Below are 14,842 nucleotides of genomic sequence, written 5' to 3'. Positions count from 1 at the left end.
CCGGGCGCGCGAATGCGCCGTGCACTTGGCTGTGCTTCGATTAACGGATGGCCGTACAGGGAAATTAGGCGGACCGGGCAACGTCGCTCGGCGACCAAGGCGGTTTTGACCGCTGAAACATTTACTTTCATTTCCTTATACGTTTTTCCAAGGCTCATCCGTCTTATCCAAATGACACCCTTAGAAATCGAGCCCCCGCTTTCCCATGTCGAAGCCTTCCACCTCGAAGAAATCCCGCTCAAGACTCTGGTTCCTGGTCCATGGCTGGCTGGCGCTGCCCATCTGGTTCTTTGTCCTGATCGTCTGTGTCACCGGCACCCTGGCGGTGATCAGCCAGGAAATCGTCTGGCTGGCCAATCCCGAGATCCGCGCCAGCAAGCCGTTCGACGACGCGCCGCTGCTCAGCTTCGACCAGGTGATCGCCGCCATCGCCAAGAGCGATCCCGAGGTGATCGTCCAGCAGATCATTCGCCCGGACGAAGCGCATTTCGCCTTGCGCGCCGATATCAACTACCCCGACGGCCGTTCGGTGATCGTCTACGTCAATCCCTATACCGGGGTGATCCAGGGCATCAGCCCGCCGTTCGACTTCAAGCAGTTCACCCGCGCCCTGCACGGCTGGTGGCTGGTGCCTTTCGTCAACGGTTACAGCTGGGGCTGGTACCTGGTGTCGCTGCTCGGACTACCGCTGCTGGCGTCGCTGGTCACCGGACTGGTGGTGTACAAGCGTTTCTGGAAGGGCTTCTTCAAGCCAACCTTGCGCTTCAACCACGGCGCGCGGATTTTCTGGGGGGATTTCCACCGGCTGAGCGGCATCTGGTCGATCTGGTTTATCGCGGTGATTTCCATCACCGGCACCTGGTTCCTGATCCAGGCGATCCTCGCCGACAACCAGATCAGCTTCGCCAGCCGGCCGATCCCGGCGATCATTTCCCATGACAGCGCGCCGCTGATGCCCGACGGCCGGCCGGCGCCGATGCTCGGCGCGGACAAAGCCCTGCGCATCGCCCAGCAACGGGTTCCCGGGCTCGATTCGAGCTTTGTCAGCCTGCCCGGCAATGCCTTCAGCCCCATCGAAGTCGGCGGCCGTAGCGGTTATCCGTTGATGTACCAGACCCTGCAGATCAACCCCTACAGCGGCAAGATCGAACAATCGCGCCTGCTCTCGGATCGCAACAACCTGGAGTTCGTCACCGAATCGATGCGGCCCCTGCACACCGGGGATTTCGGCGGCCTGTGGATCAAGCTGATCTGGTTCTTCTTCGGCCTGGTGCTGAGCATGATGGTCTTGAGCGGCCTGCTGATCTGGACCAAGCGCACCGCCCTGGCTACCGCCCAGGCCCTGAAACGCAGCGGCAAGACCGAACGGGCGCCGGCGCCCAAGGTCCGGGCGCGGAATACCGAGACCCCGGAGGTGACCCCGTGAGCAAGGACAGCCCGCTGCCGGCGCCCTCGCCCCTCCGCCGCTTCTGGCACAAGTGGCGCTTCCATCTGAATATCCTGCTGGTGCTGATCCCCCTGGGCTTTATGCCGCGCTACTTTTCCGATGCCGCGCTGTTCCGTGGCGACACCGGCCTGGGCAAGCACCTCAATCAAATCCAGGTCGGCCCCTGGAGCCTGGAAATGGCCGAACTCTGGGACGAAGGACCGCGTCGCGACGGACCCGCCGGTTATCTGAAAAGCTTCAATGCCCGCCTGTGCGACGTTTGCGGCGAACAGATCAAGGCCGCCTACCTGCGCGTCGGCAAACCCCGCAGCCTGCGCGCCGCCGGGGTGATCTTCTTCGGCACCGCCTATCGCATGAATGCCGTGGTGCCGATTCCCGACCGGACCCAGGACGATGCCGAACTGTGGATCACCCTCGAGGGCTGGGACGGTTCGGTGCACCAGGCCTCTTTTCCACTGCGCCAGGCCTCCCCGGCCACCCTTGCCTGGCTGGACAAACAAGGAGCGCGGAAATGACCTTCACGCCACCCAAGACGCTTGCCACCGGCCTCCTGCTGCTGGCCGCCGGTTTCAGTACCAGCGCCCTGGCCCACAATCCGATCTGCGAGTGCAAGCAGATCGATGCCGAGCAGATTCAATGCAAGGGCGGTTTCTCCGACGGCAGCGCGGCCACCGGGGTGACCCTGGACGTGATCGGCTATGACGAAAGCATCCTGCTGCCGGGCAAGCTGGGCGCGGATTCGACCCTGACCTTCAAGAAGCCGGCGACCGATTTTTATGTGCTGTTCGACGCCGGTCCCGGGCATATCGTTGAAATTGACCATGGGGATATCGAAGCCCCATGAACACCACCACCCAGGTCGTCCGCCCCGCCGGGGCCGGCCATGAAACCCTCTGCGTGCTGCTGTTCTGCCTGATCGTGCTGCTGGTCGCCGGTTCCGTGGTGGCGCTGCATGGCGAGAAGCAGAACGTCAGCACCCTCGAGGCCTATCAGGTGGATGCGCGCCGCGACCTGAGCGCCGGCGAGCAGGGCATCTACGCCGACCTGCGGGTCACCCTCGACGAAATCCACCTGCTGCAACAGGACCAGCAGGCCCTGCCCGCCCCCGAGCAACTCGGCGAAGAAGGCTTTGCCCCCTTTGCCCAGGACGCCAGCTCGGTCAGTCGCGGCGGCCACGCCTGGCGCCTGCTCGACCAGCGCGCCTACTTCGGCCTGAGCCACGCCACGGCCACTGCCGGTTCGTTCCTGATGCGGGTCGGCAACGATGCGAACGCCGCGCCGGACATCTGGCTCAACCGTAGCAACAACCTGGCGGCCCCCGCCGACCTCAGCGACAGCGCCCTGATCGCCGGCGGCTGGCAGCGGGTGGTCGCGCAATTCGATGCCGGCGTAACCCGCCAGCATCGGCACTGAACCTTCCGACTCACCCCAGGGAAGACTGTCTACCCATGTCCATTTCCGCTCTGTTCGGCCGCCGTCGCCTGTTGCTCGCGCTGCTGCTCTCGCCCCTGCTGCTGTCCTTCCAGGTCCAGGCCGACCCGGCCAAGCGCCTGCGCATCGGTATCACCCTGCATCCTTATTACAGCTACGTGGCGAATATCGTCGGCGACAAGGCCGAAGTAGTGCCGCTGATCCCGGCCGGCTTCAATCCCCATGCCTACGAACCCCGCGCCGAGGACATCAAGCGCATCGGCACGCTGGATGTGATCGTGGTCAACGGCGTCGGTCATGACGACTTCGCCGACCGCATGATCGCCGCCAGCGAAAAGCCCAATATCCCGGTGATCGAGGCCAATGAAAACGTGCCGCTGCTGGCGGCCACCGGCACCGCCGCGCGGGGTGCCGGCAAGGTGGTCAACCCGCACACCTTCCTCTCCATCAGCGCCTCCATCGCCCAGGTCAACAACATTGCCCGGGAACTCGGCAAGCTCGACCCGGACAATGCCAAGACCTACACCGCCAACGCCCGGGCCTACGGCAAGCGCCTGCGGCAGATCCGCGCCGACGCCCTGGCAAAACTCACCCAGGCCCCCAACGCCGACCTGCGGGTGGCGACGGTGCACGCGGCCTATGACTACCTGCTGCGGGAGTTCGGCCTGGAAGTCACCGCCGTGGTCGAGCCGGCCCACGGCATCGAACCGAGCCCGAGCCAGTTGAAGAAGACCATCGACCAACTGCGCGAGCTGGATGTGAAGGTGATCTTCTCGGAACTGGACTTCCCGTCCACCTATGTCGAGACCATCCGCCGCGAGTCGGGGGTGCGGATCTATCCGCTGTCGCATATTTCCTATGGCGACTACAGCGCCGACAAGTACGAGAAGGAAATGAGCGACAACCTGGACACCGTGGTCCGGGCGATTCAGGAGGCCGGGGTATGACCGCCGCCGAACGGTTGGTCGTCCGGGCCATCGGCCCGACGTTGAAGTTCGACAGCATCGATCTGGTGCTGGGCAACACCACCATTCTCGATCAGGTCAGCTTCCAGGTTCGCCCCGGTCATGTGCACGCCCTGGTCGGGCCCAACGGTGGCGGCAAGAGCTCGCTGATCAAGACCCTGCTCGGGCAGATGCCCCACCAGGGACGCCTGAGCCTGGAATGGCCCGAGGCTCCCGGGATCATCGGCTATGTGCCCCAGGCCCTGGAGTTCGACCGCGGTCTGCCGATGACCGTCGACGATTTCATGGCCGCCATGTGCCAGCGCCGTCCGGCTTTCCTCGGACTGTCCCGGCATTTCGCCGGAGCGATTGGCGAGGCCCTGGAACGGGTCGGCATGCAGGACAAACGCAAGCGCCGCATGGGCGCCTTGTCCGGTGGCGAACGGCAGCGGGTATTGCTGGCCCAGGGCCTGATACCGGCGCCACAACTGCTGGTGCTCGACGAACCGATGTCAGCCCTGGACGAAGCCGGCATCCAGGTTTTCGAGCGCTTGCTGCTCGACTGGCGTCGCGCCGGCATCACCGTGTTGTGGATCGAACATGACCTGGAAGCGGTCAAGCGCCTGGCCGACCGGGTCACCGGCCTCAATCGCCGCATCCTGTTCGATGCCTCGCCGGCCGAGGCCCTGACCCCGGACCGCCTGCTGAGCCTGTTCTCCACCCATCCGCGTAGCCTCAACGAGGAGACCCGGCCATGACTTATGAAGCTTTTCGCCTGATGATCCAGGGCTGGGCCTCGTCCGGTTTCCTGCCGGCGGCACTGGCTTACGGTTTTGTAGTCAATGCCCTGATCGCCGGGCTGTTGATTGGCCCGGTGCTGGGCGGCCTCGGCACCCTGGTGGTGGTCAAGCGCTTCGCGTTCTTTTCCGAAGCCGTGGGCCACGCGGCCCTGACCGGCGTGGCCATCGGCATCCTGCTCGGCGAACCCTACACCGGCCCCTACGGCAGCCTGTTCGGCTACTGCCTGCTGTTCGGCGTGCTGCTCAACTACCTGCGCAACCGCACCGGCCTGGCGCCGGATACCCTGATCGGGGTGTTTCTCTCGGTGTCCCTGGCCCTCGGTGCCAGCCTGCTGCTGGTGCTGGCCGGCAAGATCAACGTGCATATCCTGGAAAACGTGCTGTTCGGTTCGGTGCTGACGGTCAACGGCGACGACCTGCTGGTGCTGCTGATTGTCGGCAGCCTGGTGATGGGCCTGAGCCTGCCGTTGTACAACCGCATCATGCTGGCCAGTTTCAACCCGCAACTGGCGGCGGTGCGCGGTGTCGCGGTGAAAACCCTCGACTACCTGTTCGTGGTGCTGGTGACGCTGATCACCGTGGCGGCGGTAAAAGTCATCGGCGCAATCCTGGTGGGCGCCCTGCTGGTGATTCCGGCCGCCGCCGCGCGCCTGCTCAGCCAATCGCTCAAGGGGTTCTTCTGGATTTCGGTGGCGATTGCCACCGTCAGCACGCTCTGCGGCATCCTGTTGCCGATCCTGTTCGACCTGCCCGTGCCGTCCGGCGCGGCGATCATCCTGATGGCCGGTATCGCCTTCGCCCTCGCGGCGCTCGCCCGTGGCACCGTGCCCAGCCTCAAAGGGAATATTGGATAAATGCCTGTTTTTCGTCCCCTGGCACTCGCCCTTACCCTGAGTAGCCTGTACAGCGTAGCGTCGTTCGCCAACCAGGCGCCTCTGCAGATCACCGCCAATCACGGCCTGGGCACTGTGGCGTTGCATGCCAGCAGCACGGCCAAACCGGTGCGCATTCTCGCCAGCCTGCCGATCACCTACGGCCTGGGCGAAATCCTGCTCAAGGACACCGACGTGGAACTGCAACGGGCCGCCGATGCCAACCTGCCGGGCAGTCGCCAGAGCGCCTATTTCAGCGGTCGCGGGGCCCCGGCCCTGCAGAAGCTGGCGAGCAATGCCGACGCGGTGATCGGGCTGCGTTCGCTGTGGCCCGAGGACCCGCTCTACCCCATGGCCCGGCGCAACAATGTGCGAATCGTCGAGGTGGATGCGGCCCGTCCGGTGGACGGCGGCCTGGCGGGTATCGCGGTGCAGCCGGGCAACGGCGTGGACGGTCTGAACAGCCAGCCCTGGCTGTCGAGCAACAACCTGGGACGGATGGCCGATGTGATCGCCGCCGACCTGGTGCGCCTGGCCCCCGAGGCCAAGCCGAAGATCGAAAGCAACCTGGCGACCCTCAAGCAGCGCCTGCTCAAACTCAGCGCCGACAGCGAAGCGCGACTGGCCAAAGCCGACAACCTGAGCGTGTTCAGCCTCTCCGAGCGCTTCAACTACCTGCTGGGCGGACTCAACCTGGAGCTGATCCAGGTCGATGCCCGGGCCGACGAGCAATGGACGCCCGAAGCCCTGGCCAAGCTGAGCGCAACCCTCAAGGACGCCGAGGTGAAACTGGTGCTGGATCACCGTCAGCCTCCGCAGGCCGTGAAGTCGGCGATCAGTCAGGCCGGCAGTACGCTGCTGGTGCTCGAGAACGAGAACGCCGACCCGCTGACCGGGCTTGAAGACTCGATCACGCAAGTCCTGGAGAAACTGGCTCCCTTATAGACAAGCGTTGTCCCGCTGCAAATTCCGCTCATCCCCGACAAGGACAGGCTGAAACCATAAACAGATACCTCAAGCGCAAAAACACCCCTGGAGATACTCCTTCGTGCGGTTCCTCAAAACTCACGATAAAAGGATTTATCCATGGCCAACACACTCAGCAGGAATGATCGGGTCGCCAGGCCGGTCGATGGCATTGTCATCTCGGACCTTGTGGCAAACCCTGCCGTCAGGAAGCCTTCCACCAGCCCCGTTCCCTCACCGGCCAGGGGCCGGGCCGGCCTCGCCGAACTGGACGCGCGCCTGGGACCGGTGACCCTGGACAGCTTTGTCATCAGTCGCGTGGAACTCTACGACATGGGCGCCAGGCTCGGCGGACGCGCCCTCGACAGTGCCGCCCCGCAACTCCAGGGCAGCGGCCGGGCCCTGGTGGATGATTTGCAGTTCGATCCGGATAAACTGCAACGGCATCTGGAGACCGGGGACGACACCCATCAGCGCCCGATCGACGTGCTGTTTGAAATAGGCTCGCAACGTTCCCTGCAGGCCCCGCCCTTGCTCGGGACAGAAAAACCGGCGCTGGCCGCCAACCTGATGAAGCATCTCAATCAGTTGCTGGTGCGCTTGCAGAACCTGCAAATTCTCACGCACAAATATGTCACCTTCAGCCTTCCGAGCTGGATCGATACCGCCAAGAGCCGCAGCATGCTCACGGCGGGATCCGGCATGCAGGCCTACGGGATCTACAGCGGCCTGGTCGGCATCCGTGAAGCGCTGAAAAAGCGCGACGTCACCGAGGCGGCCGTGAATGCCGGCAGTATTGGCGCCGAGCTGACGTCGGTGTTGGTCGAGCGCGGCTTGCGGAAAACCGGGGAGGCCCTGCTCAGCCAGGGCGGCAGGATTTTCCAGGGCTTTCGCGCCACCTCCGCCGGCCTGCTGGTCAGCCGCAGTGCCGGCCTGCTGGGCAATGTGCTGACCCTGCCGTTCGATATCCACAGTGCCGTGGTGGCGTTCAACAATGCCGCCAAGGCCAGCGGCAAGGAGGCCATGGACCATTACGTCACCGCCGGGTTCAGCATTGCCAGCGCCACCTTGTCGCTGGCCCTCGGCGCGGCCGCCGCCGCCGGCTTCAGCTCCGCCGGCCCGCTCGGTCTCGTCGCCTGCGCGGTGTTGATCGTCGGTGCGAAGATCTACAGCGCCGTGCGCCAGGTCGACGATATCGACGACTATATCGAGCTGAGCGTCAACGAGCGCTGGCGTTCGGGCTGGTTCGCCTTTACCGGGCAGGCGCTGGACCAGGAGGTCATGGACCGCTACCTGGTCGAGCGCACCCGGGTCGACTATGGCAAGGCCCTGGAAACCCGCGCCAGGGCGCTCCTCGACGTGGAAATGAAGGAAACCCTCGCGGGGGTGGTGAACGGCAACTTCCACGTTGAGCTGGAGCCCGTCAAACACTGGGCAGCGCGCTGGGATGAGGGCGAGGAACAACCCTATACGACCGTCAATACGCCGGTGGTCCGCGAAGGCGACGATGTCATCGATGCCGCAAAGGGCCTGGGGCAAATCCCGGGTCTGGTCAGCGGAACGCCGGGGGAAAAAAAGGGCCTGCTCTGGCAATTGGGCGGCGGCAACGACCGGGTCATCGGCGTGCCCGGCAAACCCAATTACTTTGCCTTTTCGACCGGTAAAAAGACCCTGACCGGCGGCGATCAGGATGACGCCTTTCTGTTCCAGGCCCAGGCCACCCTGACCGCCCCCAGCGTGCCCGCCATCAGTGCGCTACAGGGTGGAGGCGGCCAGGATACGCTGTCGCTGCAAGGGCAGGTCCCATCTCGCAATAGCTTCCGGTTCGTCGGCCACGCGGTTGACCTGGACAGCGGCACCTTGGGTTTGCGGCGCAACGCCGCTGACCTCAACCCGGTCGCCTATGCCACGCTGGACTCCATCGAGCATGTCGAGACCCTTGCCGGTGGCAGCAGTCGCGTGAACGGTAACTCGCAGGCCAATCACATCACCCTGCAGGGCTCGGACGACCAGGCGAGCGGCGGTGACGGCGACGACCACTTCATACTCAAGGGTACCCAGAGCAGGGTCGCTGGAGGAGCCGGCAAGGACCACTACCGGATTACCCCTGCGGGAAGAACCGTGATCCTCGACGAGGACGGCGGTGAACCCAGTACCATCGAACTGGACTGGCCCATGGAGCGTATCCAGAGCTGGCGCATCGTTGACACCGCGCTGGTTGTCACCTCGTTGCGGGACGAAAATGGCGTGCTGCCCAGTCACCAGTTGACCATCCGGGATGTCTACAGGCACGACGGCGGGCGGCAACTGCAAAATGACCTGTTGTTGTTTGTCACCCAGGAAGGCCACACCCTCAAACCCGATCTGCCGGCCACCCTGGAAGGCACCGACGACCATGATATCCGGGTAACGGTATTGGTCCTCGGGAAACTCCCGCCAGCCCCGCAGCCCGTCAATGGCGGCGAGTACAGGCTTCCCGGAGCCTCGACGAACGGCTACTTCATCGCCAGGCAGACCCTGCACACGACCTTCCAGGTCACACCCGACGACACGCGCCCCTCAACCACGCTGTTCCTCGACTACGACAGCGCTGAGATCGAGCAGGTCAGCACGCGTTACCAGGTGCAATCGAAGAGGATCGGTGCCTTCAACTACCTGAGCTACAGCGAGGCCAGCCTGAGCCTGCGGTTCGACGACCAGACACAACTGACGCTCAAGGACTGGGTGGTCGAAGGCGCGGGCAAAGCGACCGATGTCGGTGCCGCTTTGCATACCACGGGGTTCGACCTGAACCATGGGATTGTCCTGGTGCTGCGCGATGGCAGTTCGTACCAGGTCGGCGCGCCAACCGCCAGCTATCTCGACGACAGCCGCAACCCGGGCATCAGGAGCATCGATGGCCGTGCCTCATTACGCAGGCGTACCGGCAACTGCCTGTTCCGTTCGCCGGAAAGCCAGAGCGCCTTGCTGAAGGACCATCCGCAGCGCGTCGACTTCAAAGCCGGCGGCGCCTCGACGATCTACACCCTGGAGGGAATGAGTTCAACCTATGAACTCTATCCCTGCTCCGGCGCGACCATCCACCTGTCGACGCCGGGAGCCCTGGCGAAAATCACCAATGCGTCGACCTGGTACATCCATACCCAGGCAAGCGCGCAGATCGTAACGCCCGGCGATATCAGGATCGCCCCCCAGCAGCTATGGGTCGGCAATATCCGCTTCCTGCTGCCGACCCACGACGATCCCGCGCAACCGATGGACCTGATCTACATCGTCGTGACATCCGGCGCCCGGTATGAGGTGGACCGGATCTTCGACCAGCTGTTGCTGCAGGAACTGGATGCCCGCGCCCATGCCGATCTGGACGCCATAAAGCGCTGTATCGAACAGCATCAGGCAGACGACCAGCTGGCCAGCAACCGCGTCAGGATCAAAGGACTCAGGGTGATCAGCGACTCGACGTCAAGTACACGCTCCCAGGCGGCCTACGACGCGATCACTTACGACACGCTGACGCGGCAGTGGCGCACCGACAACGACGAGGCCTCCCTCGTCGACTCCGCGGACCTGTTTATCCACACCCCGCGCTAGCCGCACGGGGCTTCCAAGCCTACACGAGCAAAACCGGAGCGGGCTTGCCCGCGGCGCAAGACGCGCCGTTGGCCGGCCCCAGTGAGACCACGATCAACGAAAGGATTCCGTCATGTCCCCCAGAACACCGATTCGCCCCGGCACCTCCGGCACCGGACAACCCGATCTGCCGGCCATCAGACTCCCCGAAATCAGCCCGGCGATACGCAACCGCCTGCCCGCCACCGGCACCCCGGTGCTGCCGAGCGCACCCGGGGGCATACCGCCCGTCAGGCCGGCAGTGGCTCCCGTCGCACGAATCCCCGGCGCAGCCCCCATTGCCATCAGCAACATCACCGGGCCCGTTGCCAACAGCCTGTCGCCGGGCCGCCCCTTGAGCGCCTACTCAAGGCCCGCGCCCAAAGGCCTGCCGCCCGCCGACAGCGAAGGGTTTCGCGTGGCCCAGCAGCGCAAGTTCGTCAATCTCGAAGATGGCCAGGTGGTCATGGTCCGCTATGACGAAAGCGTCAGGTCCTACTGCGCCCAGGCGCGGGAAGAGTTCCTACCCTCGGGCCCGGCCTTGTACCGGGTCGCGGGCAGCGATATCTGGAAAGAAAACAGTGCTGCAACGGCCTTGCGTCAGTATCAACTGCCTGAGGAACATCGACTGGTTGTCGCCCAGGCGCCAGCCTTGTCGAACACCAGCAGTTCCCTCGTGCAAATCGCCACGAAGAAGAAGCTCGTGGAGCTGCGCGCACGGCTGCTGGCGAATTCCGACACTTTCTTCAGAAACAGCGCACTGCCGCCCGCGCCCACGCGCCCCCAGCCAAGCCGTGGCACCAGCCCTCGCGCAATGATCGAAGCCTTTTATCAAAACGCCGAAGGCTTGGTCCTCGGCGAAGTGCTGACCAGCCCGGGCAGCAAGCTTTTCCTGATCGAGAACATGGCCACCTTGGCTGAAAAAGGCGTGAAAACCCTTTATCTGGAACACCTCAGAACCGATATCGAGCAGATTCACCTGGACCACTTCCACAAAACCGGAATCATGAGCCATCAACTGGATACCCACTTGCGAGTACTGGGCACCGTGTATGGCAGCTCCTCGCCGGGCTTTTACAATTACCATCGCCTGGTCAGCACCGCGCAAGCTCACGGTATTCGGGTTCAGGCGCTCGATTGTGCGGCGAGCTACTCACTCTCGAAAGATGAACGCGCCCTGTTCGACCACGGACGGGTGATGGTCCAGCATGCCAATCAGGTCATCCACGCCGATCGGCTGAATGGCGCCGGGGGTAAATGGATTGCCCTGCTGGAAAACAAACATGCCAATAGCCGTCACTCCGGAATTGCCCCGGGACTGGCCATGGCCCAAGGCGTTATCGGCCTGCAGGTCGAAGATGTGGTGATCGGGCCCGCGGCACAAACGCTGCTGCCGGTCGCCTCCAGCACCACCCATACCAACTTCATCGGCGCCGACCTGAAACTGTCGGTAAAAGTACCCTGGAATGTCTCGTTTGAAGCTTCGCCCCGTTTCAGGGACTTGCTCAACCCCGAAATCCGCGAAAAAAAGGGTGTCGCGATAATGGACTCCGGCAATGCCACGAATAGCGTCAATCGCAATATCCGCAGCGAATTCTTTCGCCGCAAGGAACTCCTGGAGAAAACCGCCCAGGCCTTCTTTTCCCACTCCCAGGTCATCCCTGGCCAACGCCCAGTGCCGCAGTTACCGGCAGAAAGTCCTCCGGCGCAGTTCCTTGAAAAAATCTACGAAAACAGCCAGGGACTGGTGCTGGGGGCTGGCGCCAAGTCAACCATGGCGAGGCAACTGCTGATCGACAACCTGCCGGTTCTCTCGAAGCTGCAGGTGCAAAGGATTTATGTACAGCACCTGATGAAAGACTTCGACCAGCAGCTTCTGGACGATTTTCACACCACGGGTGTGATACCCGACGAACTGAAGAACCTGCTTCGCAATGAGGACAGCAAGGACTCGATTGATCCGAAGGGCAAGTATTCACTGCGGCAATTGCTGGTCGGCGCTCGCCAGCACGGTATCAGGATCCAGGCACTGGACACGGCCATCAGCTATCCCGATGGGAAGCGCGTGCAGAACCGGGACCCGGCATGGAGTCCGAGCATCAGGCGCTTGTCCACCTTCAACTATATTGCCCACAAGCTGATCAGCGCCGACCAACAGCAATACGGTGCGCATCGATGGCTGGCGCTGGTGGAAAGTATCCATGTCAACACGCTCAGGCAAATACCCGGTCTGGCCGAATTACAAGGCGCGGTGGGCCTGCGTACTGTCGCCACGGGGGGGAAGCCGGCGCTACGGATCACGCCAGACAGCGGCGAAGTGGCGCTTTTTTCCAATGGGGTTCATCAGGTCCGCGCGGACCTGAAGCTGGAGATCAGTATTCAGTCCTCCCCCCTGCGCCCCAACCAGCACAACTCCAGGGAGTGTCTGCACAAGCCATCGGACTTCCTGATTGAAACCACCAACGAGGGTTTCCTGCTGGTCCAGAAACCTAAAGACAGGCCCTACACGGAGATCCCATTGATTGCCAGCGAAGGACAGTTCCTTGCCCCGGCCGGATCCGGTATTCCTGACAGCGAAAGATTCAGCAGCATTGGCGATCTGGTATGGCGGCTCAAGAGCATCGGCATGGTGCAGGTGGCCGGGACGCCCGGAGGCCTGCCCGGGACACTCAGGCTCGATACCCATCCTCAACTCCATCGACCTGGCATGTTTCTGTTCGGCCAGGTCGAGAACGGCCCCGTGCTGGTCTATCGCTCAACGGACCGCTCATTGAAGGTCATCCCGATCCTGCAAAAGGCCGGGATGCCCGACCAGCTCTGCCTTAAAGCACCAGCACTGGGCTACGACGGATCGGAAGTCTTTGACGATCTCGATCATTTGAAGCGCGAATTGATCTACGCGAAGAATCTGGACCCTTACATAGCCCATCACGATCTCTGAACAGTCGGCCCCCATCGCGCGCGGGGGCAAGCCTTCAACCCGCGACGGCCTGCGCCTCCATTTTCTGGCGCAGGCTCAGCGGGCGCATATCGGTCCAGACCTCTTCGATATAGTCCAGGCACTCTTTCTTGAAACCGCTTTTACCCACGGCGCGCCAGCCATTGGGGATCGCCTTGTAGTCCGGCCAGATGGAATATTGCTCCTCGTGGTTGACCACTACCTGGAAGAGGATGTCGTCGCGGTCGAATACTGAAGTCATTGCTGTTCTCCGTCGTGTGGGGATGAGGCCGCGCCCGCTGCGCAGCGCTCGTGTAGAAGGAAACGTTGAAGCCCGGCAAAAAATTAGAGGCCGGCCACCGCCGCCGCCAGCGCATCACCGAAAATCCGTGCCACTTCGTCAATCTGAGGCGCGCTTATCACCAGGGGCGGCAAGAACCGCACCACGCCACCGTGACGCCCGCCCAGTTCGAGAATCAGCCCGCGCTTGAGACATTCACGCTGAATCAGCGGCGCCAGGCGCGCAAAGGCTGGCGGATGACCCTGGGCATCCGGGGTACCGCTCGGATCGACCAGTTCGACCCCCAGCATCAGGCCGCGCCCACGGATATCGCCCAGCTGCGGGAAGTCCCGCTGCAGGATGCGCAGGTGCTCGCTCAAACGCGCGCCCATGGCCGCCGCGTGGGCCGGCAGGTCGTGTTCCTTGAGATAACGCATCACCGCGGAACCGGCGGCCATGGCCATCTGATTGCCACGGAAGGTCCCGGCATGGGCGCCCGGGGCCCAGGTGTCGAGCCAGTCGCGATAGACCATCACCGCCAGGGGCAGGCTGCCGCCAATGGCCTTGGACATCACCACCACGTCCGGAATGATGCCGGCGTGTTCAAAGGCGAACATCTTGCCGGTACGCCCGAAACCGCTCTGGATCTCGTCGACGATCAGCGCCACGCCGGCCTGCTCGGTGATCCGCCGCAGGCCGCGCAGCCAGTCGAGGTCCGCCGGGATCATGCCGCCCTCGCCCTGCACCGCCTCGACAATGATCGCCGCCGGCAACTGCACGCCACCCTCGGGATCGTTCAGCAGGTTTTCCAGGTAATGCAGGTTGACCTTGACCCCCTGCGCGCCACCCAGGCCGAACGGGCAACGGTAGTCGTAGGGATACGGCAGGAACTGCACGCCATTGCCCAACAGTGCACCCAGCGGTTTTTTCGGCCCCAGGCTGCCCATCAGGCTCAAGGCGCCCTGGCTCATGCCGTGGTAGGCGCCCTGGAAGGACAGGATGGTGCTGCGCCCCGTGGCCGTACGCACCAGTTTCAGCGCGGCCTCCACCGCATCGGTGCCGGTGGGGCCGCAGAACTGGATCTTCGCCTCCTTGGCCAGGGCCTCGGGCAACAAGCCGAACAGGTCCTGGACAAACTGGTCCTTGACCGGCGTGGTCAGGTCGAGGGTGTGCAGCGGCAGCTCATCGGCCAGGACCTGCTGGATCGCCTCGATCACCACCGGGTGGTTGTGCCCCAAGGCCAGGGTCCCGGCACCGGCCAGGCAGTCGATGAAACGGCGGCCCTCGACATCCTCGACATACAGGCCCTTGGCGCGCTTGAGCGCCAGGGGGATACGCCGTGGGTAGCTGCGAGCGTTGGATTCCTGGCGACTCTGACGGGCCAGGATCGGCGACTCGTCGAACTGATAGAGCGTTCCAACCGGCAGCTGACTGGCACCCACCGGTAATTTTTCGATAAGGCTGGTAGCGACTGACATCTCTCGATCCCTCAATACTCTGCTGATAGTGACCAAAACCCTGTGCCCGCGCGCGGGTGCGCGCAGGCTTTGTGTTC

The 14,842-nt window shown here is 63.4% G+C and carries 12 protein-coding genes; 10 read left to right on the top strand and 2 right to left on the bottom strand.

Annotated elements, in window-relative coordinates; all coding sequences use genetic code 11:
- Window positions 1-205 precede the first annotated feature (205 nt).
- The 10 genes from HX830_RS24300 (at window position 206) to HX830_RS24255 (ending at window position 13,010) form a co-directional block, all read left to right on the top strand.
- The gene (locus tag HX830_RS24300; RefSeq protein ID WP_177103096.1) at window positions 206-1,426 is read left to right on the top strand and encodes a PepSY-associated TM helix domain-containing protein; all 1,221 of its coding nucleotides are present in this window, start codon (window positions 206-208) and stop codon (window positions 1,424-1,426) included.
- The gene (locus HX830_RS24295; RefSeq protein WP_177103094.1) at window positions 1,423-1,962 is read left to right on the top strand and encodes a thiamine pyrophosphate-binding protein; all 540 of its coding nucleotides are present in this window, start codon (window positions 1,423-1,425) and stop codon (window positions 1,960-1,962) included. The genes HX830_RS24300 and HX830_RS24295 overlap by 4 nt, the downstream gene beginning before the upstream one ends.
- Window positions 1,959-2,291: a hypothetical protein gene (locus HX830_RS24290; protein WP_177103092.1), complete on the top strand. Its 333-nt coding sequence runs from the start codon at window positions 1,959-1,961 to the stop codon at window positions 2,289-2,291. The genes HX830_RS24295 and HX830_RS24290 overlap by 4 nt, the downstream gene beginning before the upstream one ends.
- Window positions 2,288-2,860: a DUF6162 family protein gene (locus HX830_RS24285; protein WP_177103090.1), complete on the top strand. Its 573-nt coding sequence runs from the start codon at window positions 2,288-2,290 to the stop codon at window positions 2,858-2,860. Before HX830_RS24290 ends, HX830_RS24285 begins: the two co-directional genes overlap by 4 nt.
- Window positions 2,861-2,895: 35 nt before the next feature.
- On the top strand, window positions 2,896-3,825 hold the full coding sequence (locus tag HX830_RS24280) for a metal ABC transporter substrate-binding protein (RefSeq protein ID WP_177103088.1): 930 nt from the start codon (window positions 2,896-2,898) through the stop codon (window positions 3,823-3,825).
- Entirely contained in the window at window positions 3,822-4,580 is a 759-nt protein-coding gene (locus tag HX830_RS24275; protein ID WP_177103086.1) for a metal ABC transporter ATP-binding protein, read from the top strand. Before HX830_RS24280 ends, HX830_RS24275 begins: the two co-directional genes overlap by 4 nt.
- A complete protein-coding gene (locus HX830_RS24270; RefSeq protein ID WP_103496889.1) occupies window positions 4,577-5,476 on the top strand; it encodes a metal ABC transporter permease in 900 nt (299 codons plus the stop codon). The genes HX830_RS24275 and HX830_RS24270 overlap by 4 nt, the downstream gene beginning before the upstream one ends.
- The gene (locus HX830_RS24265; protein ID WP_177103084.1) at window positions 5,477-6,439 is read left to right on the top strand and encodes a metal ABC transporter solute-binding protein, Zn/Mn family; all 963 of its coding nucleotides are present in this window, start codon (window positions 5,477-5,479) and stop codon (window positions 6,437-6,439) included.
- A gap of 141 nt (window positions 6,440-6,580) precedes the next feature.
- Window positions 6,581-10,051 carry a calcium-binding protein gene (locus HX830_RS24260; RefSeq protein WP_177103074.1) on the top strand — a complete coding sequence of 1,157 codons (3,471 nt, stop codon included), beginning with the start codon at window positions 6,581-6,583 and terminating at the stop codon, window positions 10,049-10,051.
- 280 nt (window positions 10,052-10,331) lie between these two features.
- Window positions 10,332-13,010, top strand: a complete 2,679-nt coding sequence (locus HX830_RS24255; protein WP_177103072.1) for a membrane-targeted effector domain-containing toxin — start codon at window positions 10,332-10,334, stop codon at window positions 13,008-13,010.
- 34 nt (window positions 13,011-13,044) lie between these two features.
- Here HX830_RS24255 and HX830_RS24250 read toward each other — a convergent pair whose 3' ends face one another.
- Both HX830_RS24250 and HX830_RS24245 read right to left on the bottom strand, forming a co-directional pair.
- Complete coding sequence (locus HX830_RS24250) at window positions 13,045-13,269, bottom strand: MbtH family protein (protein WP_103496885.1); 225 nt, start codon at window positions 13,267-13,269, stop codon at window positions 13,045-13,047.
- 83 nt (window positions 13,270-13,352) lie between these two features.
- A complete protein-coding gene (locus HX830_RS24245; protein WP_177103070.1) occupies window positions 13,353-14,765 on the bottom strand; it encodes an aspartate aminotransferase family protein in 1,413 nt (470 codons plus the stop codon).
- Window positions 14,766-14,842: the final 77 nt, after the last annotated feature.

The sequence above is a fragment of the Pseudomonas gingeri genome (assembly GCF_013385425.1).
Classification (GTDB): Bacteria; Pseudomonadota; Gammaproteobacteria; order Pseudomonadales; family Pseudomonadaceae; genus Aquipseudomonas; species Aquipseudomonas gingeri_D.
Note: the sequence above shows the minus strand (reverse complement) of the source record. Positions and strands in the feature narration are given on the sequence as shown.

Bases quoted from the DNA above. Each gene is read 5' to 3' on its own strand.
- HX830_RS24280 (WP_177103088.1), top strand. From the start codon at position 2,896: ATGTCCATTTCCGCTCTGTTCGGCCGCCGTCGCCTGTTGCTCGCGCTG.
- HX830_RS24245 (WP_177103070.1), bottom strand. From the start codon at position 14,765: ATGTCAGTCGCTACCAGCCTTATCGAAAAATTACCGGTGGGTGCCAGT.
- HX830_RS24250 (WP_103496885.1), bottom strand. From the start codon at position 13,269: ATGACTTCAGTATTCGACCGCGACGACATCCTCTTCCAGGTAGTGGTC.
- HX830_RS24275 (WP_177103086.1), top strand. From the start codon at position 3,822: ATGACCGCCGCCGAACGGTTGGTCGTCCGGGCCATCGGCCCGACGTTG.
- HX830_RS24260 (WP_177103074.1), top strand. From the start codon at position 6,581: ATGGCCAACACACTCAGCAGGAATGATCGGGTCGCCAGGCCGGTCGAT.
- HX830_RS24265 (WP_177103084.1), top strand. From the start codon at position 5,477: ATGCCTGTTTTTCGTCCCCTGGCACTCGCCCTTACCCTGAGTAGCCTG.
- HX830_RS24285 (WP_177103090.1), top strand. From the start codon at position 2,288: ATGAACACCACCACCCAGGTCGTCCGCCCCGCCGGGGCCGGCCATGAA.
- HX830_RS24270 (WP_103496889.1), top strand. From the start codon at position 4,577: ATGACTTATGAAGCTTTTCGCCTGATGATCCAGGGCTGGGCCTCGTCC.
- HX830_RS24300 (WP_177103096.1), top strand. From the start codon at position 206: ATGTCGAAGCCTTCCACCTCGAAGAAATCCCGCTCAAGACTCTGGTTC.
- HX830_RS24290 (WP_177103092.1), top strand. From the start codon at position 1,959: ATGACCTTCACGCCACCCAAGACGCTTGCCACCGGCCTCCTGCTGCTG.